The sequence below is a fragment of the Enterobacter sp. 18A13 genome, assembly GCF_007035975.1.
GTDB lineage: Bacteria > Pseudomonadota > Gammaproteobacteria > Enterobacterales > Enterobacteriaceae > Enterobacter > Enterobacter vonholyi.
In genome coordinates, this window is the sequence record NZ_AP019634.1 from 1078779 (window position 1) to 1101794 (window position 23016).

Annotated in this window: 20 protein-coding genes, 1 other RNA gene and 1 pseudogene; 17 read left to right on the forward strand and 5 right to left on the reverse strand. The window is 54.8% G+C overall.

Features of this window, described 5'->3' with window-relative positions:
• The first annotated feature begins 166 nt into the window (after positions 1 to 166).
• The 7 genes from clpP to FOY93_RS05300 all read left to right on the forward strand — a co-directional run bounded on the left by clpP (position 167) and on the right by FOY93_RS05300 (position 8322).
• Positions 167 to 790, forward strand: coding sequence for an ATP-dependent Clp endopeptidase proteolytic subunit ClpP (clpP, locus tag FOY93_RS05265; protein WP_010428105.1), 624 nt, complete (start codon positions 167 to 169; stop codon positions 788 to 790).
• A 126-nt stretch (positions 791 to 916) separates the two neighbouring features.
• Positions 917 to 2191 (forward strand): ATP-dependent protease ATP-binding subunit ClpX, encoded by a 1275-nt coding sequence (gene clpX / locus FOY93_RS05270; protein WP_023310570.1) that lies wholly within the window; start codon positions 917 to 919, stop codon positions 2189 to 2191.
• Between the two features lie 182 nt (positions 2192 to 2373).
• Positions 2374 to 4728: an endopeptidase La gene (lon, locus tag FOY93_RS05275; RefSeq protein ID WP_023334706.1), complete on the forward strand. Its 2355-nt coding sequence runs from the start codon at positions 2374 to 2376 to the stop codon at positions 4726 to 4728.
• Positions 4729 to 4938: 210 nt separating this feature from the next.
• Positions 4939 to 5211, forward strand: a complete 273-nt coding sequence (gene hupB, locus FOY93_RS05280; protein WP_002444653.1) for a nucleoid-associated protein HU-beta — start codon at positions 4939 to 4941, stop codon at positions 5209 to 5211.
• A gap of 212 nt (positions 5212 to 5423) precedes the next feature.
• The gene (ppiD, locus tag FOY93_RS05285; RefSeq protein ID WP_136195262.1) at positions 5424 to 7295 is read left to right on the forward strand and encodes a peptidylprolyl isomerase; all 1872 of its coding nucleotides are present in this window, start codon (positions 5424 to 5426) and stop codon (positions 7293 to 7295) included.
• A gap of 148 nt (positions 7296 to 7443) precedes the next feature.
• Positions 7444 to 7824, forward strand: coding sequence for a helix-hairpin-helix domain-containing protein (locus tag FOY93_RS05295; RefSeq protein ID WP_133293886.1), 381 nt, complete (start codon positions 7444 to 7446; stop codon positions 7822 to 7824).
• 99 nt (positions 7825 to 7923) lie between these two features.
• Positions 7924 to 8322: a YbgC/FadM family acyl-CoA thioesterase gene (locus FOY93_RS05300; RefSeq protein WP_024906822.1), complete on the forward strand. Its 399-nt coding sequence runs from the start codon at positions 7924 to 7926 to the stop codon at positions 8320 to 8322.
• A gap of 61 nt (positions 8323 to 8383) precedes the next feature.
• On the opposite strand, the gene queC is transcribed toward FOY93_RS05300, so the two are convergent.
• Entirely contained in the window at positions 8384 to 9079 is a 696-nt protein-coding gene (gene queC, locus FOY93_RS05305; protein WP_008503311.1) for a 7-cyano-7-deazaguanine synthase QueC, read from the reverse strand.
• Positions 9080 to 9145: 66 nt separating this feature from the next.
• A complete protein-coding gene (locus tag FOY93_RS05310; protein ID WP_143344758.1) occupies positions 9146 to 10846 on the reverse strand; it encodes an SgrR family transcriptional regulator in 1701 nt (566 codons plus the stop codon).
• Positions 10847 to 10947: 101 nt separating this feature from the next.
• Here FOY93_RS05310 and cof point away from each other — a divergent pair, with 101 nt between their 5' ends.
• The gene (gene cof / locus FOY93_RS05315) at positions 10948 to 11766 is read left to right on the forward strand and encodes an HMP-PP phosphatase (protein ID WP_143344759.1); all 819 of its coding nucleotides are present in this window, start codon (positions 10948 to 10950) and stop codon (positions 11764 to 11766) included.
• A gap of 40 nt (positions 11767 to 11806) precedes the next feature.
• Here cof and FOY93_RS05320 read toward each other — a convergent pair whose 3' ends face one another.
• The gene (locus tag FOY93_RS05320) at positions 11807 to 12853 is read right to left on the reverse strand and encodes a PLP-dependent cysteine synthase family protein (RefSeq protein WP_115874356.1); all 1047 of its coding nucleotides are present in this window, start codon (positions 12851 to 12853) and stop codon (positions 11807 to 11809) included.
• A 115-nt stretch (positions 12854 to 12968) separates the two neighbouring features.
• Between FOY93_RS05320 and FOY93_RS05325 the strand changes: the two genes are divergently transcribed.
• From FOY93_RS05325 to amtB, 5 genes are all read left to right on the forward strand, one after another.
• Positions 12969 to 13427 carry an Lrp/AsnC family transcriptional regulator gene (locus tag FOY93_RS05325; protein ID WP_023310581.1) on the forward strand — a complete coding sequence of 153 codons (459 nt, stop codon included), beginning with the start codon at positions 12969 to 12971 and terminating at the stop codon, positions 13425 to 13427.
• Positions 13428 to 13457: 30 nt separating this feature from the next.
• Positions 13458 to 15230 (forward strand): SmdA family multidrug ABC transporter permease/ATP-binding protein, encoded by a 1773-nt coding sequence (locus tag FOY93_RS05330; protein WP_133293889.1) that lies wholly within the window; start codon positions 13458 to 13460, stop codon positions 15228 to 15230.
• A complete protein-coding gene (locus FOY93_RS05335; RefSeq protein WP_143344760.1) occupies positions 15223 to 17004 on the forward strand; it encodes a SmdB family multidrug efflux ABC transporter permease/ATP-binding protein in 1782 nt (593 codons plus the stop codon). The genes FOY93_RS05330 and FOY93_RS05335 overlap by 8 nt, the downstream gene beginning before the upstream one ends.
• 220 nt (positions 17005 to 17224) lie before the next feature.
• The gene (gene glnK, locus FOY93_RS05340) at positions 17225 to 17563 is read left to right on the forward strand and encodes a P-II family nitrogen regulator (protein ID WP_008503304.1); all 339 of its coding nucleotides are present in this window, start codon (positions 17225 to 17227) and stop codon (positions 17561 to 17563) included.
• A gap of 35 nt (positions 17564 to 17598) precedes the next feature.
• On the forward strand, positions 17599 to 18888 hold the full coding sequence (gene amtB, locus FOY93_RS05345) for an ammonium transporter AmtB (protein WP_115874359.1): 1290 nt from the start codon (positions 17599 to 17601) through the stop codon (positions 18886 to 18888).
• Between the two features lie 95 nt (positions 18889 to 18983).
• Here the strand turns inward: amtB and tesB are convergent, their stop codons facing one another.
• On the reverse strand, positions 18984 to 19844 hold the full coding sequence (tesB, locus tag FOY93_RS05355) for an acyl-CoA thioesterase II (RefSeq protein WP_023310585.1): 861 nt from the start codon (positions 19842 to 19844) through the stop codon (positions 18984 to 18986).
• Between the two features lie 200 nt (positions 19845 to 20044).
• Here tesB and FOY93_RS05360 point away from each other — a divergent pair, with 200 nt between their 5' ends.
• On the forward strand, positions 20045 to 20572 hold the full coding sequence (locus FOY93_RS05360; protein WP_024906833.1) for a YbaY family lipoprotein: 528 nt from the start codon (positions 20045 to 20047) through the stop codon (positions 20570 to 20572).
• A gap of 33 nt (positions 20573 to 20605) precedes the next feature.
• Here the strand turns inward: FOY93_RS05360 and FOY93_RS05365 are convergent, their stop codons facing one another.
• The gene (locus FOY93_RS05365; RefSeq protein ID WP_032664021.1) at positions 20606 to 20917 is read right to left on the reverse strand and encodes an MGMT family protein; all 312 of its coding nucleotides are present in this window, start codon (positions 20915 to 20917) and stop codon (positions 20606 to 20608) included.
• Between the two features lie 172 nt (positions 20918 to 21089).
• Between FOY93_RS05365 and ffs the strand changes: the two genes are divergently transcribed.
• The 3 genes and pseudogenes from ffs (at position 21090) to FOY93_RS23695 (ending at position 23002) form a co-directional block, all read left to right on the forward strand.
• Positions 21090 to 21186, forward strand: an RNA gene (gene ffs, locus FOY93_RS05370) — signal recognition particle sRNA small type.
• A 594-nt stretch (positions 21187 to 21780) separates the two neighbouring features.
• A pseudogene (locus tag FOY93_RS24190) lies at positions 21781 to 22397 on the forward strand (N-acetylmuramidase domain-containing protein).
• The gene (locus FOY93_RS23695; protein ID WP_111963404.1) at positions 22394 to 23002 is read left to right on the forward strand and encodes an SH3 domain-containing protein; all 609 of its coding nucleotides are present in this window, start codon (positions 22394 to 22396) and stop codon (positions 23000 to 23002) included. The pseudogene FOY93_RS24190 and the gene FOY93_RS23695 overlap by 4 nt, the downstream one beginning before the upstream one ends.
• Positions 23003 to 23016 lie beyond the last annotated feature (14 nt).

Below are 23016 nucleotides of genomic sequence, written 5' to 3' on the forward strand. Positions count from 1 at the left end.
AACGCCCTTTCGGTGTTAGCGTAACAACAAAAGGTTGTTATGCTTGAAATAGGGCACTGTAAACCCCATAAGTACGTAATCACGATGAATGAGACTGGCTGATAATCCGTCCGTAAGGTTACAATCAGTACAGCAGGTGTTTTCAATTTTGATCCAGGAGACGGAAATGTCATACAGTGGCGAACGAGATAACTTTGCACCCCATATGGCTCTGGTGCCAATGGTTATTGAACAGACCTCACGTGGTGAGCGTTCTTTTGATATCTATTCCCGTCTGCTCAAGGAACGCGTTATCTTTCTGACTGGCCAGGTGGAAGACCATATGGCTAACCTGATCGTGGCGCAGATGCTGTTTCTGGAAGCGGAAAACCCGGAAAAAGACATTTACCTGTACATTAACTCCCCGGGTGGCGTGATTACAGCAGGGATGTCCATTTATGACACCATGCAATTCATCAAACCTGATGTAAGCACTATCTGTATGGGTCAGGCTGCATCTATGGGCGCGTTCCTGTTAACAGCAGGAGCGAAGGGTAAGCGTTTCTGCTTGCCAAATTCCCGCGTGATGATTCACCAGCCGCTGGGCGGTTATCAGGGGCAGGCGACGGATATCGAAATCCACGCCCGCGAAATTCTGAAAGTAAAAGCGCGCATGAATGAACTTATGGCGCAGCATACGGGTCAACCACTCGAGCAGATCGAGCGCGATACCGAGCGCGATCGCTTCCTCTCTGCTCCAGAGGCAGTTGAGTACGGCTTAGTCGACTCCGTGTTGACCCATCGTAATTGATGCCCGCGACGCGAGTGTGCCGCTATACTAAGGTAGGGCGGCACGCTGCTCATTGCAGCTTGCGTCTTAGAATGGCATTTGCGTCGTCATGTGCGGCACAAAGAACTTAAAAAGAGGTTTGGACTCATGACAGATAAACGCAAAGATGGTTCGGGCAAACTGCTGTACTGCTCTTTTTGCGGCAAAAGCCAGCATGAAGTGCGTAAACTGATTGCCGGGCCGTCCGTGTATATCTGCGACGAATGTGTCGATTTATGTAACGACATTATTCGCGAAGAGATTAAAGAAGTCGCACCGCACCGTGAGCGCAGCGCGCTGCCAACGCCGCATGAAATTCGTCATCACCTTGACGACTACGTCATCGGACAGGAGCAGGCCAAGAAAGTGCTGGCGGTAGCGGTCTATAACCACTACAAACGTCTGCGTAACGGCGACACCAGCAATGGCGTAGAACTGGGTAAAAGTAACATTCTGCTGATCGGCCCAACCGGTTCCGGTAAAACGCTGCTGGCTGAAACCCTGGCGCGTCTGCTCGATGTTCCGTTCACGATGGCGGATGCCACCACCCTGACCGAGGCCGGTTACGTGGGTGAGGACGTTGAAAACATCATTCAGAAACTGCTGCAGAAGTGCGATTACGACGTACAGAAAGCCCAGCGCGGGATTGTTTACATCGATGAGATCGACAAGATCTCCCGTAAATCAGACAACCCGTCCATCACCCGTGACGTATCGGGTGAAGGCGTACAGCAGGCACTACTGAAACTGATTGAAGGTACGGTTGCCGCCGTTCCGCCACAGGGTGGTCGTAAACATCCGCAGCAGGAGTTCCTGCAGGTTGATACCTCCAAGATCCTGTTCATCTGTGGTGGTGCGTTTGCTGGTCTGGATAAAGTCATCTCCCACCGTGTTGAAACCGGCTCCGGCATTGGTTTTGGCGCAACGGTGAAATCGACGTCCGAAAAACCAAACGAAGGCGAGCTGCTGTCTCAGGTTGAACCGGAAGATCTGATCAAATTCGGTCTGATCCCTGAGTTCATCGGCCGTCTGCCGGTTGTGGCAACGCTGAATGAGCTGAGTGAAGACGCGCTGATCCAGATCCTGAAAGAACCGAAAAATGCGCTGACCAAGCAGTATCAGGCGCTGTTCAATCTTGAAGGCGTTGACCTGGAATTCCGCGACGAAGCGCTGGATGCTATTGCCAAGAAAGCGATGGTCCGTAAAACCGGTGCTCGTGGTCTGCGTTCAATTGTTGAAGCAGCACTGCTCGACACCATGTACGATCTGCCGTCGATGGAAGATGTTGAGAAAGTGGTGATTGACGAGTCCGTTATTAGCGGTCAAACCAAGCCGCTGCTGATTTACGGCAAACCGGAAGCGCAGCAGGCATCTGGCGAATAATTCACCAAACCATACAAGCAGTTAATCAAAAAGGGGGGATTTTATCTCCCCTTTACTTTTTCCGTATTCATAGCGTTGAATGTGTGGGAAACATCCCCATATACTGGATACATGTTAATGGTTATGTGAAGCACAGTGACATGACCAGCTTACCTGGCGGACACTAACTAAGAGAGAGCTCTATGAATCCTGAGCGTTCTGAACGCATTGAAATCCCCGTATTGCCGTTGCGCGATGTGGTGGTTTATCCGCACATGGTCATACCCTTATTTGTAGGGCGGGAAAAATCTATCCGTTGCCTTGAAGCCGCCATGGATCATGATAAAAAAATCATGCTGGTGGCGCAGAAAGAAGCATCAACGGATGAGCCGGGTGTAAACGATCTTTTCACCGTCGGGACCGTGGCCTCTATTTTGCAGATGCTGAAGCTGCCTGACGGCACCGTGAAGGTGCTGGTAGAAGGCCTGCAGCGTGCGCGTATTACCACTCTGTCAGACGACGGCGAACACTTCTCTGCCAAGGCAGAGTACCTTGATTCGCCTGAGCTTGATGAGCGCGAGCAGGAAGTACTGGTTCGCACCGCGATTAGCCAGTTTGAAGGCTACATCAAGCTGAACAAGAAAATCCCACCAGAAGTGCTGACGTCGCTGAACAGCATCGACGATCCTGCGCGCCTGGCGGACACCATCGCTGCCCATATGCCGCTGAAGCTGGCTGACAAGCAGTCCGTGCTGGAAATGTCCGACGTTAACGAGCGTCTGGAATACCTGATGGCGATGATGGAGTCTGAAATCGATCTGCTGCAGGTTGAGAAGCGCATTCGCAACCGCGTGAAAAAGCAGATGGAGAAATCTCAGCGTGAGTACTATCTGAATGAGCAAATGAAGGCCATTCAGAAAGAACTAGGCGAGATGGACGACGCGCCGGACGAAAACGAAGCCCTGAAGCGTAAGATCGACGCGGCGAAGATGCCGAAAGAGGCGAAAGAGAAGGCCGAAGCAGAACTGCAGAAGCTGAAAATGATGTCTCCAATGTCGGCTGAAGCGACCGTTGTACGCGGCTACATTGAGTGGATGGTGCAGGTTCCGTGGAACGCCCGCAGCAAGGTCAAAAAAGATCTGCGTCAGGCACAGGAAATCCTGGATACCGACCACTACGGCCTGGAACGCGTGAAAGACCGCATTCTTGAGTACCTCGCGGTACAAAGCCGTGTAAACAAAATTAAAGGCCCAATTCTGTGCCTGGTAGGACCGCCGGGGGTGGGTAAAACCTCTCTGGGTCAGTCCATCGCCAAAGCGACCGGACGTAAGTATATCCGTATGGCGCTGGGTGGCGTGCGCGATGAAGCGGAAATCCGGGGTCACCGCCGTACCTACATCGGTTCTATGCCGGGTAAACTGATCCAGAAGATGGCGAAAGTGGGAGTTAAAAACCCGCTGTTCCTGCTCGATGAGATCGACAAAATGTCGTCGGACATGCGTGGCGACCCTGCATCTGCACTGTTGGAAGTGCTTGATCCAGAACAGAACGTGGCGTTCAGCGATCACTACCTGGAAGTGGACTACGACCTGAGCGATGTGATGTTCGTAGCGACCTCCAACTCCATGAACATTCCGGCCCCGCTGCTGGACCGTATGGAAGTGATCCGTCTCTCGGGCTATACCGAAGACGAGAAGCTGAATATTGCTAAGCAGCACCTGCTGCCGAAACAGATTGAGCGTAACGCGCTGAAAGCCAATGAGCTGACCGTTGAGGACAGCGCGATTATCGGCATCATTCGTTACTACACCCGTGAAGCGGGCGTGCGTAGCCTTGAGCGTGAAATCTCGAAGCTGTGTCGTAAAGCGGTGAAACAGCTGCTGCTGGATAAGAGCCTGAAACACATTGTGATTAACGGCGACAATCTGCATGCCTATCTCGGCGTTCAGCGCTTCGACTACGGCCGCGCGGACAACGAAAACCGCGTTGGTCAGGTGACCGGACTCGCATGGACGGAAGTGGGCGGCGATCTGCTGACCATCGAAACCGCCTGTGTACCGGGTAAAGGCAAACTGACCTACACCGGCTCGCTGGGTGAAGTGATGCAGGAATCTATCCAGGCTGCGCTGACCGTGGTGCGTGCGCGTGCGGAGAAACTGGGAATTAACCCTGATTTCTACGAAAAACGCGACATCCACGTGCACGTACCTGAAGGGGCGACGCCAAAAGATGGTCCAAGCGCGGGTATTGCCATGTGTACCGCTCTGGTTTCCTGCCTGACCGGGAACCCTGTGCGTGCCGATGTGGCAATGACCGGTGAAATTACGCTGCGTGGCCAGGTTCTGCCGATTGGTGGTTTAAAAGAAAAACTGCTGGCGGCACACCGCGGTGGGATCAAAACCGTATTGATCCCTTACGAAAACAAACGCGATCTGGAAGAGATTCCGGACAACGTGATTGCCGATCTGCAGATCCATCCTGTTAAGCGAATTGAGGAAGTTCTCAGTCTCGCTTTGCAGAATGAACCCTCCGGAATGCAGGTTGTAACCGCAAAATAGTGACCTCGCGCAAAGAGCGTCAATAAAAACAAGGCTGGTAAGTGATTTCGCACTTGCCAGCCTTTTTTTGTATAGCTAATTTAGATTGCTGATTAGGTCAGCCATCAACAACGGGTGTTGTAAGGTCATGGCAGGCCTGATATAACTGCTGCGCGGTCGCGTTGTGAAGGATTCAGGCGCGATATAAATTATAAAGAGAGGAAGAGAACAGTGAATAAATCTCAACTGATTGACAAAATTGCTGCTGGTGCTGATATTTCTAAAGCTGCAGCTGGACGTGCGTTAGATGCATTAATTGCTTCTGTTACTGAATCTCTGCAGGCTGGGGACGACGTTGCACTGGTAGGCTTCGGTACTTTTGCTGTTAAAGAGCGTGCTGCCCGTACTGGCCGCAACCCTCAGACCGGTAAAGAGATCACCATTGCTGCTGCTAAAGTGCCGGGTTTCCGTGCAGGTAAAGCGCTGAAAGACGCAGTAAACTGATTGCTTTCCCGTTTCAGGGAAGCCGGAAAGTACAAGGGCGCATCATTTGATGTGCCTTTTTTGTTTGTCCAGACCTGATTTGTGCGAGTTTATGCGAGTTGTGGGCTGACAATCGCCCCGTTTTCTTGTCACAATACGCCTTCACGCGCGACGGGCAGGATTTTCCGTCAGCGTCAGGTAACCAGTCACCTACAGCGGAGTGTTGTTACACCATGATGGACAGCTTACGCACGGCTGCTAACAGTCTCGTGCTCAAGATTATTTTCGGTATCATTATCGTGTCGTTCATATTGACCGGCGTGAGCAGTTACCTTATTGGCGGTGGCGCAAACTACGCCGCAAAAGTGAATGGCCAGGAGATCAGCCGCGGTCAGTTCGAGAATGCTTTTGCCGGTGAACGTAACCGTATGCAGCAACAGCTGGGCGACCAATTCTCTGAACTGGCGGCGAACGAAGGGTACATGAAGACTCTGCGCCAACAGACGTTGAACCGTCTTATCGACGAAGCGCTGCTCGATCAGTATGCCAAAAAACTCGGCCTTGGCATTAGTGATGAGCAGGTAAAAAAAGCCATCTTCTCCACCCAGGCCTTCCAGTCTAACGGTAAATTCGACAACGCGCGTTACAACAGTATCGTCAACCAGATGGGGATGACGGCCGATCAGTACGCTCAGGCGCTGCGTAACCAGCTGACCACCCAGCAGCTCATCAATGCTGTCGTGGGCACCGATTTCATGCTCAAAGGTGAAACGGACGAACTGGCCGCGCTGGTGGCACAGCAGCGTGTTGTACGCGAAGCGACCATTGATGTTAACGCCCTGGCGGCGAAACAGCAGGTGAGCGACGCTGACGTTAACGCCTGGTACGAACAGAACAAGAATTCTTTTGTTTCTCCAGAGCAGTTCCGCGTGAGCTACATCAAGCTGGATGCGGCCGCGCTGCAGGAAAACGCGTCTGATGCAGAGATCCAGTCTTACTACGATCAGCATCAGGATCAGTTCACTCAGCCCCAGCGTAACCGCTACAGCGTGATTCAGACGAAAACCGAGGCTGATGCTAAAGCGGCGCTGGATGAGCTGAACAAAGGCGCTGATTTCGCGACCGTTGCGAAAGCGAAATCCACCGACATTATCTCGGCGAAAAACGGCGGTGATATGGGCTGGCTGGAAGACGCGACCACGCCTGACGAGCTGAAAAATGCCGGTCTGAAAGAGAAAGGCCAGCTTTCTGGCGTCATTAAGTCTTCCGTCGGTTTCCTGGTCGTGCGTCTGGACGACATCACCGCGGCGAAAACCAAGCCGCTGGCTGACGTCCGCGATGATATCGCAGCGAAAGTGAAACAGGAAAAAGCGCTGGATGCCTACTACGCGCTGCAGCAGAAGGTTAGCGATGCTGCCAGCAACGACAACGAATCTCTGGCAGGTGCAGAGCAGGCGGCGGGCGTGAAGGCGGTTGAAACTGGCTGGTTTGGTCGTGACAACCTGCCGGAAGAGCTGAACTTCAAACCGGTTTCCGATGCCATCTTCAACGGTGGTCTGGTGGGCGAGAACGGCACGCCGGGCAGTAACTCTGACATCATTACCGTCGACGGCGATCGTGCGTTTGTGTTGCGCGTCAGCGAGCATAAGCCAGAAGCGGTCAAACCGCTGGCGGAAGTGAAGGATCAGGTCATCGCTCAGGTTAAGCACAACAAAGCTGAACAGCAGGCGAAACTGGATGCTGAGAAGATTCTGTCCGATCTGAAAGCGGGTAAAGAAGACGCGCTGAAAGCGGCTGGCCTGAGCTTCGGTGAAGCGAAAACGCTGAGCCGTACCGGTCAGGACCCTATCAGCCAGGCCGCGTTTGGTCTGACTCTGCCTGCGAAGGACAAGCCAAGCTTCGGTACCACTACCGATGCGCAGGGTAACGTCGTTCTGCTGGCGCTGGATGAAGTGAAAGCCGGCACCTTACCAGAAGCGCAGAAGAAAGCGATGGTTCAGGGAATTACCCAGAACAATGCCCAGATTGCCTTCGAAGCCATGATGAGCAACCTGCGTAAAGAAGCCAAAATCAAGCTGGGTGATGTAATGACTCAGCAGCAGTAATTACGTGTCTGCTCGCAGATTTTCGTAACGCTCTGCAAAAACTAAAGGCCGCTTTCGCGGCCTTTTCCATTTCTGCAATCTGCTGTTTGTGCCGGTTTGAACTGGCGGCTATCGTGACGTGGCTGTCAACAAACAAGGAGATAACAGCATGAAATGTGGAATCAAAGCACTGTTAATTACGCTGGCTATTGCCACCACCGGGATGAGCGCGGGCGCGATGGCGTCGGCTCCCGCCGCCAAATCACAAACTACCCAGAGCAAGTCCGACGCGGCAGCGCCGGTGCAAGGGCAAACCAAAGCGATTGACGCCGGTAAAAATGCGGATGATGACGGTACGCGGGTCAGTATCAATTCTGCCTCTGCGGAAGATCTGGCCCGCGCGATGAATGGTGTCGGCCTGAAAAAAGCACAGGCCATCGTCAGCTACCGCGAAGAGTATGGTCCTTTCAAAACGGTCGACGATCTCAAACAGGTGCCGGGCATGGGCAGCGCGCTGGTTGAGCGCAACCTCTCACACCTGACATTGTAATTACGCAATTTCTTGCACTGCGGCAAAATTTTGCCAGGATAAAGAGGTCATACCAGTTATGACCTCTCATCCTACAATAACAGTAAAGGCTATTGCGCTATGCAGACAAAAATCAAAGTACGCGGTTTTCATCTCGACGTTTATCAGCATGTGAACAATGCCCGCTATCTTGAGTTTCTTGAAGAAGCCCGCTGGGACGGGCTGGAAAATAGCGAAAGCTTTCAGTGGCTGACCGCGCACAACATCGCGTTCGTGGTCGTCAATATCAATATCAACTACCGCCGTCCGGCCGTGCTGGGCGATGTGCTCACGGTGACAAGCCAGGTGCAGCAAATCAATGGCAAAAGCGGGGTGTTAAGCCAGGTGGTGACGCTCGATCCAGAAGGGCAGGTGGTGGCTGATGCGCTGATCACCTTTGTCTGTATCGATCTGAAAACGCAGAAAGCGCTGCCGCTGGAAGGGGAGTTGCGTGAAAAGCTGGAGTTGATGATCGCGTAAGACTTGTTAAGGCGTACTCGTGCTGTCGACACCCGTTTTGCGACAGCACGGTCAAGTAGCCCTATTTTAGGCCGGTCTTTTTCTGCATCGCGGCCATCACGCCGGCTTTATCGGCAAGATAGTGGTTCAGTCCGTTAGCGCGAAGATTACAGGCCGCGCACTGGCCGCAACCGTCGCCTTTGATACCGTTATAGCAGGTGAGCGTTTCGCTGCGAACCAGGTCCAGCTTGCCCCAGTAATCCGCCAGCGCCCAGGTTTCGGCTTTATCCAGCCACATGAGCGGAGTTTCAAAGCGCGTCTCTTTCGCCATCCCCAGATTGACGGCGTGGTTTAGCGCTTTCACGAACTCATCACGACAGTCCGGGTAGCCGGAGAAATCGGTCTCGCAAACGCCCGTGATCACCGCTTCGGCTTTTACCTGGTAGGCGTAGATCGCCGTCAGGGTCAGGAAGAGGATATTACGGCCCGGCACGAAGGTATTCGGAATGCCGCTGGCATCAGGTTCGTAGTCCGGGACGGGAATACTGTCGCGTGTGAGGCTGCTCACGGCCAGTTCATTTAACAGCGTAACGTCCAGCACCTTGTGCGCGCGTGCACCCAGTTTCAGGGCAAGTTCACGGGCAACGTCGATTTCAGCGCGGTGGCGCTGACCATAATCGAAAGTGACACAGTGAACTTCATCGTACTGATGAAGGGCCTGAACCAGGCAGGTAGTAGAGTCTTGTCCTCCGCTGAACACGACGACGGCACGTTTCATAAATCATCTCGACTGTTACGGTAAAAACGTTATGTTACCGTCTGCCTGTGGCGGCGACCAGCTTCTTCACGATTTAGGGGCGGGCAGCCAGGCTTCGGTAAAGTCAAACCAGCCGCGGGTATTGAGGCGTATACCATTCACGCCAGGCGGAGCACTGATTTGGTATTGATAATTAAAGAGTGGTGTCAGCACCGCACTTTCCATTAACCGGTTAAAGATGGCTTGCAGTCCCGCGTGTCTATCCCGAGCCTCTGCCTGCGTCTGTACCGCATCCAGCGTCGCTTGCAAATGGGCGTAAGCCGGTGCGCTAAGAACGTGCGGCCAGAGGGCATCGCAGCGCAGCCACTGTTCCAGCGTATATTCTGGCGCTTCGCCAATAAGCCTGTCGCCCATCATGATGTCTGCATCGGCAAGCTCCAGGCATCCGTCCCACGTCTTGGCGTCGTGAAAGATGACGGTCAGTTCACACCCCTGTAGCGCCAGGTATGTCTTCAACTGGCTGGCCATAGTGTGAAGCTCAACAGGTAGATGATAAACCAGCGTCAATGCTTCAGGGAGGGTTACGCCCGATAAATCAGGCCATTCGGGGATGGTCCACCCGGGAAGCAGCTCCTGGGTGGGCGTGATGAGCCCTTCGTTTAGCGGAAGTGTGTGAAGAAGCCTGGAGAGATGAATGATATTGATAAGCCGCTTTGCCTGGATCTCACTCAGGCGCGCGCTCTGTTTAAGCGTGAGGTAGCAGAACCCCAGGCTGGTGCTGCTGCTTACCAGCCGCAGACTTTCCAGCTCGTCGGCCTCGCCGATCGCGATTTGCACCGGGTGACGACAGCTGGTGCCCAGGCTGTAATCAAAAAGCTGGGGAGTGATCCAGTATTCGATGGCTTTGAGCAGCGGATGGCTCAGGTGATACTGCTCATGGCTTTCCAGACGAACCAGGTCGGGCTCAAAAGCGGCCAGCCGAAAGGGGCCACTGCCAACCGCAGGATGGTCGGGATGCGCCAGACGGCTACAGTAGGTTGCCAGCCTGTGCGGCAGCCAGTAGTCCGGTTGATGCAGCGTAAACGTCAGACACTGAGGATGCGTTGTTTCAATACATAAGACGCTCTGAAACAGAGTGCGCAGGGCAGGAAGCGTCAACAGCGCTGTCAGACTTCGCTGGAGTTGTGCCGTTTCTATTTTATCGCCGTTATGCCAGTGCAGGGTGGAGCGAATGTAGAAATGCCAGCGCATGCCGTCAGCAGAGACATCCCAGTGATGCGCCAGATCGCCCGTGGGTTCACTGCTGTTACCGTTAAAACGCGTCAGGCCTGAGAACACCTGTCCTGCCAGATGCTGCTCCGCCCGACCAGGTAAGAACCCCGGCTGCAGCGGCTCCAGGGAGCGATAGTAAGGAATGCGCAGCGTCGGCGTATCGTTTTGCCACTGCCCGCCCAAAAAAGGATGCAGTAATGACCGCAGCGCTTCAGGGGCAAGCTGGGCCAGTTCCAGCGCGTTATGCTGCTGCCCGCTCTTCAGCGCCTCCTCCATCATCGCATTGCGCAGTGACTCCGGCGCGACATGGAACGTCAGCTCACCGCGCTTACCGCGGCCAGACTGCGCTCGCCAGCTCAGCCAGCCCGCCTCCTGGGCCTGACGCAGCAACGTTCGGACATGCCGCTCGCTGCAAAAACAGCGGGCAGCCAGCTCGCTGATAGTGACCTGTTGCGTTGCACCCAGGGAAGGCTGCCAGAGGCGGTGATACTGATTGAGTCGATTGAGCTGGCGCATAAGAAACCCGGAACAATAATTTTCATCTATTCACTATTACTTCCGTATATCTCACACGATACTGATGCACAAGTTAACCGCATCACATTTCGGGAGTAATCATGGCTCGGCTCGCTGCATTTGATATGGACGGTACGCTGTTAATGCCGGATCACCGTTTAGGGGAAAAAACCCTGAACACGCTGAAGCGCCTGCGCGAGCGTGATGTCACCCTGACGTTTGCCACCGGGCGTCATGTGCTGGAGATGCGCCATTTGCTGGGGGCGTTCTCCCTCGACGCTTTTCTGATCACCGGCAACGGGACGCGAATTCACTCCGTAGAAGGAGATGTGCTGCACCGGCAGGATCTCAACCCGGAAGTCGCGGATATCGTGCTGCACAGCAACTGGGACACGCAGGCCAGCGTCCACGTCTTTAACGATCGCGGCTGGTTTACCGGAAGCGAAATCCCGGAATTATTGCACGCGCATGTATACAGCGGCTTCAGGTACCAGCTTATCGATCTGCGTCGGATCCCCGCCCATGCGGTCACTAAGATCTGTTTCTGTGGCGATCACGACGATCTGTGTCGCTTACGGATTCAGCTGAATGAGGCGCTAGGCGACCGGGCGCATCTGACCTTCTCGGCGGTTGATTGTCTGGAAGTGCTGCCGGTGGGCTGTAACAAAGGTTCCGCTCTGGCGGTTCTGAGCGACCACCTGGGCTTAACGCTCCAGGAGTGTATGGCGTTTGGTGATGCCATGAACGACCGCGAAATGCTGGGTAGCGTAGGTCGCGGTCTGATCATGGGGAATGCGATGGCGCAGCTGAAAGCAGAACTTCCCCATCTGCCGGTTATTGGCCACTGCCGCAATGAAGCAGTGTCTCATTTTTTGACTCATTGGCTGGACAACAACAATCTCCCGTATTCCCCCGAATAGTGAGACCCTTCCAGCAAGCCAGACTTCGGTCTGGCTTTTTTTATTTCACCAGTTCTGCAATCTGCGCTTTCCACGGGGCGATATCGCCGATGTTGGCCTGCACCCACTCCGCATTGTAGTAGGTCTCGAGATAACGCTCGCCGCTGTCGCACAGCAGCGTGACGATGGAACCGGTGCGGCCCTCTTCACGCATGCGCGCGGCAAGCTGCAGTGCGCCCCACATATTTGTTCCCGTCGAGGCGCCCACTTTGCGGCCCAGCTGCGTTTCCAGCCAGTGCGCCGTTGCCACGCTTGCGGCATCCGCCACGCGCATCATCTCGTCCACCACGTCGGGGATGAAAGAGGGCTCCACGCGCGGGCGGCCAATCCCTTCAATTTTACTGCCCACCGGGCTGCGCAGGCCGGCATCGCGATTTTGCCAGTAGTCGAGGAACACGGAGTTTTGCGGGTCAACCACCATCAGCTGGGTATCGTAACCCTGACAGCGGATGTAGCGTCCGATCGTGGCTGACGTGCCGCCGGTACCGGCGCTCATGACGATATAGGACGGAACCGGATGTGGTTCGTGGGTCATCTGGCGGAAAATACTGTCGGCAATGTTGTTATTCCCGCGCCAGTCCGTCGCGCGCTCGGCGAAGGTGAACTGGTCCATATAGTGGCCGTTCAGCTCGCGGGCCAGCATTTCAGAAGCGGCGTAGATTTCGCAGGCGCTTTCCACAAAGTGGCAGCGTCCGCCGTAAAATTCGATCTGTTCGATTTTGCGTTTTGCGGTGCAGGACGGCATCACCGCGATAAACGGCAGGCCCAGCAGGCGGGCAAAATAGGCTTCGGACACCGCCGTTGAACCGGACGAAGATTCAATGATAGTGGTGCCTTCTTTAATCCAGCCGTTACATAAACCGTATAAAAACAGCGAGCGCGCCAGGCGATGCTTCAGGCTGCCGGTAGGATGGGTGCTTTCATCTTTCAGATAGAGCTGAATGCCGTCAAATCCCGGCAGGGAAAGGCGAATCAGGTGCGTATCCGCCGAGCGCTGATAGTCGGCATTGATTTCGCTGATCGCATGTTTAACCCAGGTGCTATTCATCGTCGTTATCCGTTTGTCATTTTGTGCCTAGCATAGCGAAAAGCACAGAAAAAATTGTTGCTATCTGGCCTTTAAAATAGAATGAAGGGAGAAAAATTTTCTCTGAGAGGTGGGTATGCTAGATAAAATTGACCGCAAGCTCCTTTCATTGCTGCAAAATGACTGTACCCTCTCTTTGCAGGCGCTGGCAGATGCCGTTAATCTGACCACCACCCCGTGCTGGAAGCGTCTTAAGAAGCTGGAAGATGACGGCATTCTTCTGGGACGCGTCGCGCTGTTAGATCCCGAAAAGCTGGGGCTTGGGTTGACGGCATTTGTGCTGATAAAAACTCAGCATCACAGCAGCGAGTGGTATTGCCGCTTCGTCACCCAGGTGTCTGAGATGCCCGAAGTGCTCGGTTTCTGGCGCATGGCCGGCGAGTACGATTATCTGATGCGCGTCCAGGTGGCCGACATGAAGCGCTATGATGACTTCTACAAGCGGCTGGTGAACAGCGTCCCGGGGTTATCGGACGTCACCTCAAGCTTCGCCATGGAACAGATTAAATACACCACAGCATTACCTATTGAATAACTTCGTAAAATACCTTCAGGAACAAACCGCGTGCGATTATTTGCCCAATTAAGCTGGTACTTTCGTCGGGAGTGGCAACGCTACCTCGGTGCAGTCGCCCTGCTTATTATCATTGCCATCCTGCAGCTGATCCCGCCGAAAGTGGTGGGCTACGTCGTGGATGGCGTCACCGAACAGCATTACACCACCGCACGGGTGTTGATGTGGGTCGGCACGCTGGTGCTGACGGCAGTCATTGTTTATCTGCTGCGCTACGTCTGGCGCGTGCTGCTGTTTGGTGCGTCCTATCAGCTGGCCGTTGAGCTACGTGAAGATTTTTACCGCCAGCTGAGCCGACAGCATCCCGAATTTTATCTGCGCCATCGCACCGGGGATCTCATCGCCCGCGCGACGAACGACGTCGATCGCGTGGTCTTTGCCGCCGGGGAAGGGGTGCTGACGCTGGTGGACTCGCTGGTGATGGGCTGTGCGGTGCTGATCGTGATGTCCACGCAGATCAGCTGGCAGTTGACCCTGCTGGCCCTGCTGCCGATGCCGCTCATGGCGCTGGCGATCAATCGCTATGGTGAACAGCTACACGAGCGTTTTAAGCTGGCGCAGGCGGCGTTTTCGTCGCTGAACGATCGCACCCAGGAGAGCATGACCAGCATCCGCATGATCAAAGCGTTTGGTCTGGAAGATCGGCAGTCTGCGCTGTTTGCCGCCGATGCGGCAGACACGGGGGCGAAAAACATGCGCGTCGCGCGTATCGACGCCCGTTTCGACCCGACGATTTATATCGCAATCGGCATGGCAAATATGTTGGCCATTGGCGGCGGAAGCTGGATGGTTGTGCAGGGCGCGCTTACCCTGGGGCAATTGACAAGCTTTGCGATGTATCTGGGTCTCATGATCTGGCCGATGCTGGCGCTGGCCTGGATGTTTAACATCGTGGAGCGCGGCAGCGCCGCCTACAGCCGTATTCGCGCCATGCTGGCCGAAGCGCCGGTGGTCAATGACGGCAGCGAAGTCGTACCGGAAGGACGCGGCGTCATGCATGTCGACGTCCGCAAGTTTGTCTATCCACAAACGGAGCATCCGGTGCTGGAGAACGTCAGCTTTACGCTTCAGCCGGGCCAGATGCTGGGCATCTGCGGCCCGACGGGATCCGGTAAAAGTACCGTGCTCTCTCTGCTCCAGCGCCACTTTGACGTCACCGAGGGCGATATTCGTTTCCATGATATCCCCCTGACGAATCTGCTGCTGGACGAGTGGCGTGGTCGCCTGGCGGTCGTCAGCCAGACGCCGTTTTTATTTTCGGACACCGTGGCGAACAACATCGCCCTTGGCCGCCCTGGGGCGACGCAGGAAGAGATTGAACACGTGGCGCGTCTGGCCAGCGTTCATGATGATATTTTGCGTCTGCCGCAGGGGTACGAGACGGAAGTCGGGGAACGCGGCGTCATGCTGTCCGGCGGGCAAAAACAGCGTATCTCCATTGCCCGCGCGCTGCTGCTGAATGCTGAAATCCTGATTCTGGATGATGCACTTTCCGCCGTGGACGGCCGTACCGAGCATCAAATTCTGCATAACCTGCGCCAGTGGGGCGACGGACGCACGGTCATTATCAGCGCCCACCGTTTGTCTGCGCTAACCGAAGCCAGCGAAATTCTGGTCTTGCAGCACGGGCACATTGCCCAGCGCGGGCAGCATGAAACGCTTGCCGAGCAGCCGGGCTGGTATCGCGATATGTACCGCTATCAACAGCTTGAGGCGGCGCTGGACGATGCGCCGGAAGAAGATGAGGAGGCCGCCAATGCGTAAGCTCGGAACGATGTGGCCGACGCTCAAACGTCTGCTGGCCTACGGCTCGCCGTGGCGTAAACCGCTCTCCGTTGCCGTGCTTTTACTCTGGATTGCGGCGATTGCTGAAGTGAGCGGTCCTTTGCTCATTAGCTACTTCATCGACAATATGGTCGCCAAAAGCTATCTGCCCCTGGGGCTGGTGGCGGGGTTAGGCGTGGCCTACGTTGGCCTTCAGCTGGCGGCGGCAGGGCTGCACTATGCTCAGTCGCTGCTGTTTAACCGTGCTGCCGTGGGCGTTGTTCAGCAACTGCGTACGGATGTGATGGACGCGGCGCTTCGCCAGCCGCTCAGCGAGTTTGATATCCAGCCGGTCGGGCAGGTGATCTCGCGCGTGACCAACGATACCGAGGTGATCCGCGATCTGTACGTCACCGTTGTGGCGACCGTATTGCGCAGCGCGGCACTGATTGGCGCGATGCTGGTTGCGATGTTCAGCCTTGACTGGCGCATGGCGCTGGTGGCGATCACCATCTTCCCGGCGGTGCTGATCGTCATGGTGATTTACCAGCGTTACAGCACGCCGATTGTGCGCCGGGTTCGCGCCTATCTGGCCGACATCAACGATGGCTTCAACGAAGTGATTAACGGCATGAGCGTCATCCAGCAGTTCCGCCAGCAGGCCCGCTTTGGCGAACGCATGGGGGAAGCCAGCCGTTCGCACTATATGGCGCGTATGCAGACGCTGCGGCTGGACGGTTTCCTGCTGCGTCCGCTGCTGAGCCTTTTCTCGGCGCTGGTGCTTTGCGGGCTGCTGATGCTCTTTGGGCTGAGCTCAAACGGTACGATTGAGGTGGGCGTGCTATACGCCTTTATTAGCTATCTGGGACGCCTTAACGAGCCGTTGATCGAGCTCACCACCCAGCAATCGATGCTGCAGCAGGCGGTGGTCGCCGGTGAGCGCGTGTTTGAGCTGATGGACAGGCCGCGTCAGGCCTACGGCAATGACGAGCAACCTCTGCAAAGCGGGACTATCGCCTTTGATAACGTATCGTTTGCCTATCGCGAAGATCGGCTGGTGCTTCAGGACATCACGCTTGACGTTCCGTCGCGCGGTTTCGTGGCGCTGGTGGGGCATACCGGCAGCGGTAAGAGCACACTTGCCAGCCTGTTGATGGGCTATTACCCGGTCACGCGCGGCGAAATCCGCCTCGACGGGCGCCCGCTCGCGTCTCTCAGCCACACCGTGTTGCGTAAAGGCGTCGCGATGGTGCAACAGGATCCGGTCGTGCTGGCCGATACCTTCTACGCCAACGTGACTCTGGGACGAGACTACACCCAGGAACAGGTCTGGGACGTGCTGGAAAAAGTGCAGCTGGCAGAGCTTGCGCGCGGGTTTAGCGATGGGATAAATACCAGACTGGGCGAGCAGGGGAATAATCTCTCTGTCGGGCAAAAGCAGCTCCTGGCGCTGGCGCGGGTGCTGATTGAAACGCCGCAGATCCTGATTCTGGATGAAGCCACTGCCAGTATTGACTCCGGCACCGAGCAGGCCATCCAGCAGGCACTCTCCGCCGTACGCGACCATACGACGCTGGTGGTGATTGCCCACCGTCTTTCCACCATCGTCGATGCCGATACCATTCTGGTGCTACATCGCGGACAGGCCGTTGAGAGTGGTACCCACCGTGAACTGCTGGAAGCAAAAGGGCGCTACTGGCAGATGTACCAGCTGCAGCTGGTGGGCGAAGAGCTGGCGGCCAGCGTGCGCGATGAAGAGTCGCTTAGCGCCTGATGCACCAAAAAGAGGCGGCGCGCTAACAGTCATTCCTGTTGGTGCAAAACTGAAACGCACCATGCACCGGCATGGTGCGTTTTTTTTCATCAGTTCGATTATCAAGGCCGTGTAATGCTCTGTGCGCCGCCGTTCCTCCTCGTTTTCATTTCTGGCACATCCCTTGCAATACCTTCAGCGTAAGCTACGGCCATTACCGAATTCTGACTGGAGGGGATCTATGAAGCTGGTTACGGTTGTAATCAAACCATTCAAACTCGAAGACGTGCGTGAAGCGTTGTCTTCAATGGGTATTCAGGGACTGACTGTCACCGAAGTGAAAGGCTTTGGTCGTCAGAAGGGGCATGCCGAGCTTTATCGCGGGGCGGAATACAGCGTTAACTTTCTGCCAAAAGTAAAAATTGATGTCGCGATTGCTGACGATCAGCTTGATGAAGTCATTGATGTCATTAGCAAAGCGGCCTATACCGGCAAAATTGGCGACGGCAAAATTTTCGTTGCCGAACTGCAGCGCGTCATTCGCATCCGTACCGGCGAATCTGACGAAGCGGCATTGTAAATAACGCCTGGCACACAGTGATAGGGATCGAGAAAATGAAGATAGCAACACTTAAAACGGGTCTGGGTTCGCTGGCGCTGCTGCCGGGCCTGGCGCTGGCTGCTGCCCCTGCGGTGGCTGATAAAGCCGATAACGCCTTTATGATGATCAGCACCGCGCTGGTGCTTTTCATGTCCATTCCGGGCATTGCGCTGTTCTACGGCGGCCTGATCCGTGGCAAAAACGTTCTCTCCATGCTGACGCAGGTTGCCGTGACGTTTGCGCTGGTCTGCGTGCTGTGGGTGGTTTACGGTTACTCGCTGGCGTTCGGTACGGGCAACGCGTTTTTTGGTAACTTCGACTGGGTGATGCTGAAAAATATTGAGCTGACCGCGCTGATGGGCAGCTTCTATCAGTATATTCACGTGGCGTTCCAGGGCTCCTTCGCCTGTATTACCGTCGGGCTTATTGTGGGCGCGCTGGCGGAGCGTATTCGTTTCTCTGCCGTTCTGATCTTCGTAGTGGTCTGGATGACGCTCTCCTATGTGCCGATTGCGCACATGGTCTGGGGCGGTGGTCTGCTGGCAACGCACGGTGCGCTGGACTTCGCGGGCGGTACCGTTGTACACATTAACGCCGCGGTCGCGGGTCTGGTGGGCGCTTATCTGATTGGCAAACGCGTGGGCTTCGGTAAAGAGGCGTTCAAACCGCACAACCTGCCGATGGTCTTTACCGGTACTGCGATCCTCTACTTTGGCTGGTTTGGCTTCAACGCCGGCTCAGCAAGTGCGGCCAACGAAATCGCCGCGCTGGCGTTCGTGAACACCGTTGTAGCCACGGCGGGTGCAATCCTCTCTTGGGTGTTTGGCGAGTGGGCGGTACGCGGGAAACCTTCTCTGCTGGGTGCCTGTTCAGGTGCGATTGCCGGTCTGGTTGGTATCACCCCTGCGTGTGGTTATGTCGGTGTCGGCGGTGCGCTGCTGGTCGGCCTGGTGTCCGGTCTGGCGGGTCTGTGGGGCGTGACCGCACTGAAACGAGTTCTGCGCGTGGATGACCCTTGCGATGTGTTCGGCGTGCACGGCGTGTGCGGGATTGTCGGCTGTATCATGACCGGTATCTTCGCGGCGAAATCGCTCGGTGGCGTGGGCTACGCAGAAGGCGTCACTATGGTTCATCAGGTGCTAGTGCAGCTGGAAAGCATCGCTATCACCGTGGTGTGGTCTGCGGTCGTCGCTTTCATCGGCTACAAGCTGGCGGACATGACGGTCGGTTTGCGCGTACCGGAAGAGCAGGAGCGCGAAGGTCTGGATGTGAACAGCCACGGCGAGAATGCGTATAACGCATGATCTGAGTGTCTTGCCGGGTGGCGGCTTCGCCTTACCCGGCCTACAACAGCACAAAACGTAGGCCCGGTAAGCGTCGCGCCACCGGGCTTTTTACATCAACCTCTGTTACGCATTACCCCTTCCTGCACCGTCGAAGCGACCAGCACGCCGTCCTGAGTATAAAATTCTCCACGCACAAATCCGCGTGCGCTCGACGCTGACGTGCTCTCCACGCTGTAAAGCAGCCACTCATTCATGTTGAACGGACGGTGGAACCACATGGAGTGATCGATCGTCGCGACCTGCATCCCTTTTTCCAGGAAACCAACGCCGTGCGGCTGCAGCGCCACCGGCAGGAAGTTGAAGTCAGACGCATAGCCCAGCAGATACTGATGGACGCGGAAATCTTCCGGCACGGTCCCGTTGGCACGGATCCAAACCTGGCGTTTCGGCTCGGCGGTATGGCCTTTCATCGGGTTGTGGAACTCAACCGGGCGGATCTCCAGTGGCTTATCGCAGAGAAACTTCTCTTTGACCTGAGGGGGAAGCAGATGCGCCAGCGCGCGAGCAATATCCGTCTCTGATTTTAAAGAGTCAGGTGACGGAGCCGGGGGCATCACTTTCTGATGCTCGTAGCCCGGCTCCGGCGCCTGGAAAGAGGCCGTCATGTAAAAGATCGGCTTGCCGCTCTGAATGGCCGCTACGCGGCGCGCGCTGAAACTGTTGCCGTCTCGCAGAACTTCAACGTCATACACAATCGGTTTTGCGCTATCGCCAGGGCGTAAGAAGTAGCTGTGGAATGAATGCACCAGACGGTCTGCCGGGACAGTCTCCTTTGCTGCGTACAGTGCTTGTCCGACGACTTGCCCCCCGAATACCTGGCGCAAGCCGAGATCTTCGCTCTGTCCGCGAAAGAGTCCTTCCTCAATTTTTTCCAGATTTAGTAATGTCAGCAGATTGTTCAGTGCCTGACTCATAGTTGTCCTCAATAAACGCCGCAGCGAAAGATAGGCAGAGTATAACGCAGAAATGAAAGTGGTCCGATGGGTAGAATAATCTGAATATCGGCACGTTTTCAGGCATAAATCGGTGATCTGTGCCACACTTGAATACGTTATGTGATTGAAACGACATCGGATGGGATCGATCCCGCTGGTGCATTGATAAGGAGACTTCAATGAAACTCGTGCCCATGCTTAGTGGTGTAGCTATTGCGGTGGCGTTGTCCGCCTGTGCCGGTAAAAGCGCCCAGGTGCCGGTTCCAGCTGCAGATCCGAACGGGATTAACACCCTTTCACAGCAGTCCATTCAGCAGCCTAACGTTTCCGGTACAATCTGGATCAAGCAGAGAGTCGCTCTGCCACCGGACGCGGTACTAACGGTAACGCTGTCTGATGCTTCCCTGGCCGACGCGCCGTCTAAAGTCGTGGCCCAGCGTGCGGTCCGTACAGAAGGTAAGCAGGCGCCATTTAGCTTCGTGTTGCCGTATAACCCGTCGGACGTGCAGCCTAACGCCCGTATTCTGCTGAGTGCAGCGGTAACCATCAACGGTAAGCTGGTCTTTATCACCGATACGGTTCAGGAAGCAATCAACAACGGTGGGACAAAAATCGACCTGAACCTGGTGCCGGTGCAGCAGACCGAAGTACCGGTCGCACCGCAGACCAATCAGCCGTCTCTGCCAACCCCACCGACTCAGATGTAATTCCTGCATTTCCCCTCTCCTCCGGGAGAGGGGTCAATATATCCAGCGAAACTTCTGCAAATCAATCTGACCCGACCCTGTCACCTGGACACCCTCTGAAAGTAACGCCTGACGCTGACGCTGAAGATCCGGCCCGGTGAGCGAAATGTTCCCATGACGATTCACCACGCGATGCCAGGGCAACGTACTGCCTTCCGGTAGCCGTTTCAGGACGCCTCCAACCTGTCGCGCCGCGCGCGGGGAACCGGCCAGGCGCGCAACATCACCATAGGTAGTGACATAGCCTTCCGGGATTGAGGCCACGATTTGCCATACGCGCTGTGGAAAGGAGTCGTGTTCGTCCATACCTTCACCTGTGGGGGGAGTTTCTGGAACGCTATGGTAAACGAAGATCTTCATGATTGCTGCGCCTGTTTGCGCAAGAAACCAGCATCCGGTTCCTGGTCACTTGCAATTGGGCTTTAGCACAGGGATAATGCGCCAGCGCGTTGGTTATCAACGCTCTCAATGGGGGCTCTGTTGGTTCTCCCGCAACGCTACTCTGTTCACCAGGTCAGGTCCGGAAGGAAGCAGCCAGGGCAGACGACGTGTGTGCCGGGATGTAGCTGGCAGGGCCCCCACCCATTTGTGCTCCCAATAACTCCTGTTTTCAGTGTTTACCTGGTGCGGCGCAAGTGGCGTATCAATGCCTGCTGGATGTGAGCAGCTTGATGCTGTCGATCACGAGATGCGGTTTCCCACTAACCGTATATTTTTTCATTTATGAGTACTCAGAAATGGATAATTCTCTCAGACGTTTGTCACCTTTATTGAAAAGTGCCGTAGGAACGCCAGGTAAAGCAGGAAACTTTCAGCGCGACGTGATTATCGTGCAATACCTGTTTAATCTCATTAAGCCTATCATCCAGTATGACATCCCAGAAGATGGGATTATTTCCCCGACATTGATCAGAACCATCAGCCAGTTTCAGTCCATTCATTTGCGTTTCCAGCATCCCGATGGGGTTATTGAGCCAGAAGGGAAGACTTTCCGTGGATTAGTTGCTGCTGCGATGAAATATCCCCTTGCGTCTCAACAATCGTCTTTCACGTCTTCATTTTTTAGGCAACCTTCTGCCAATGAAAATAGCGTCCGTCAGCTGGTTAACGATTATCTGAGAAAAGAGCGCTACAACGTAGCAGATGAACCCCTTGAGCGAAGCAAGCTGATGGCACCTGGTATTGATGGGGCTGTATCGCTGACGGAACAGGACTTTACTGAAGCCTGGGAAAATCTTAATCGTCGGGTAGAACTGAATATCATCAAAGCTTTTTCTATTGTGGAGTCGGGCGGACGATCTGGGTTTAATGCTTTAAATCTACCGATTATTGCGTATGAAGGGCATATTTTCCGAAAATACACCAAAAGGAAATACGATCAAACCCACCTTTTTTGTCTTATAAATATGTAAAGAAAGCGGATCCGGAATGGCAAAAAAACAATATCTACCAGCTTTCTGCATGGAATACCCTGGCGAAGGCTTACGCACTTGATGCCGAAGCTGCGATAAAATCGTGTTCATGGGGGATGTTCCAGATTATGGGGTTTAATTACGAATCGTGCGGTTATAAAGATCTCGGTACATTTTTAAAAGATATGAAGTCAAATGCCGGTAAGCAATTAAATGCTTTTTTACATTTGTGCAATAAGAACAGCTCACTACTGTCGGCAATGGTAAATAAGGACTTTTATAATATGGCATTTAACTATAACGGAAGCGATTTCGGTGATTATGACGTTAAAATTCGCAGAACTTATGAAAGCCTGGAGAAGGGGCGGAGATGAAAATTAAAATGATGCGCATAGTTTGCGGTTTTTCAGTCTTAATGGCGGCGTTTTCTTCGTATGCCACGACGCTACAGTCTGGCGTATATGAAGGTTTGTTACTCGCCGTCTCTCCGACGGGCAATATCACCGGGTATTACTCTGAATCGGCTGAAGACAGCGTAAAACGTACCTGCACTTTCTTTCTGACAGGCCATGTTTCAGCGCAACAGCCAGACACCATCACTTCATGGTCTTCATCTGTGCTCGCGGGCCATATTGCCGCGAATACCGCGGGTGTCACATTAGCCATTCCTGATGGGCAAAACCATGCTGGGTGTATGAATGTGCTGATGCCTGAAATTGCGACAGGTCTGGAACTGGAGAGGACGCGGCAGACACAGTGGCAAACGCTGATGAAGGTAAGCAGCCCGCGGGCTTATCTGAGCTCCACGCCTGATGCCGCGACCCGGCGTAAAGCCTGGATCGTTAAAGGAGACGTAGTAGGGGTAATACAAACCCAGGCTGGCTGGGCAGAGGTAGAGTTTGTCGCCCGTAGCGGAAAAACGACGCACGGCTGGGTGAATAGCAATGACGTTCAGCCGTTAACGCCTCCTGCATCCTGATCGATTTATTTCTC

Excerpts from the sequence above, each read along its gene's own strand:
- cof (WP_143344759.1), top strand. The coding sequence starts at position 10,948 with ATGGCTCGGCTCGCTGCATTTGATATGGACGGTACGCTGTTAATGCCG.
- FOY93_RS05295 (WP_133293886.1), top strand. The coding sequence starts at position 7,444 with ATGAAATGTGGAATCAAAGCACTGTTAATTACGCTGGCTATTGCCACC.
- FOY93_RS23695 (WP_111963404.1), top strand. The coding sequence starts at position 22,394 with ATGAAAATTAAAATGATGCGCATAGTTTGCGGTTTTTCAGTCTTAATG.
- FOY93_RS05320 (WP_115874356.1), bottom strand. The coding sequence starts at position 12,853 with ATGAATAGCACCTGGGTTAAACATGCGATCAGCGAAATCAATGCCGAC.
- FOY93_RS05335 (WP_143344760.1), top strand. The coding sequence starts at position 15,223 with ATGCGTAAGCTCGGAACGATGTGGCCGACGCTCAAACGTCTGCTGGCC.
- tesB (WP_023310585.1), bottom strand. The coding sequence starts at position 19,844 with ATGAGTCAGGCACTGAACAATCTGCTGACATTACTAAATCTGGAAAAA.
- FOY93_RS05360 (WP_024906833.1), top strand. The coding sequence starts at position 20,045 with ATGAAACTCGTGCCCATGCTTAGTGGTGTAGCTATTGCGGTGGCGTTG.
- FOY93_RS05365 (WP_032664021.1), bottom strand. The coding sequence starts at position 20,917 with ATGGACGAACACGACTCCTTTCCACAGCGCGTATGGCAAATCGTGGCC.
- FOY93_RS05310 (WP_143344758.1), bottom strand. The coding sequence starts at position 10,846 with ATGCGCCAGCTCAATCGACTCAATCAGTATCACCGCCTCTGGCAGCCT.
- glnK (WP_008503304.1), top strand. The coding sequence starts at position 17,225 with ATGAAGCTGGTTACGGTTGTAATCAAACCATTCAAACTCGAAGACGTG.
- queC (WP_008503311.1), bottom strand. The coding sequence starts at position 9,079 with ATGAAACGTGCCGTCGTCGTGTTCAGCGGAGGACAAGACTCTACTACC.
- amtB (WP_115874359.1), top strand. The coding sequence starts at position 17,599 with ATGAAGATAGCAACACTTAAAACGGGTCTGGGTTCGCTGGCGCTGCTG.
- clpP (WP_010428105.1), top strand. The coding sequence starts at position 167 with ATGTCATACAGTGGCGAACGAGATAACTTTGCACCCCATATGGCTCTG.
- FOY93_RS05325 (WP_023310581.1), top strand. The coding sequence starts at position 12,969 with ATGCTAGATAAAATTGACCGCAAGCTCCTTTCATTGCTGCAAAATGAC.
- ppiD (WP_136195262.1), top strand. The coding sequence starts at position 5,424 with ATGATGGACAGCTTACGCACGGCTGCTAACAGTCTCGTGCTCAAGATT.
- lon (WP_023334706.1), top strand. The coding sequence starts at position 2,374 with ATGAATCCTGAGCGTTCTGAACGCATTGAAATCCCCGTATTGCCGTTG.
- clpX (WP_023310570.1), top strand. The coding sequence starts at position 917 with ATGACAGATAAACGCAAAGATGGTTCGGGCAAACTGCTGTACTGCTCT.
- FOY93_RS05300 (WP_024906822.1), top strand. The coding sequence starts at position 7,924 with ATGCAGACAAAAATCAAAGTACGCGGTTTTCATCTCGACGTTTATCAG.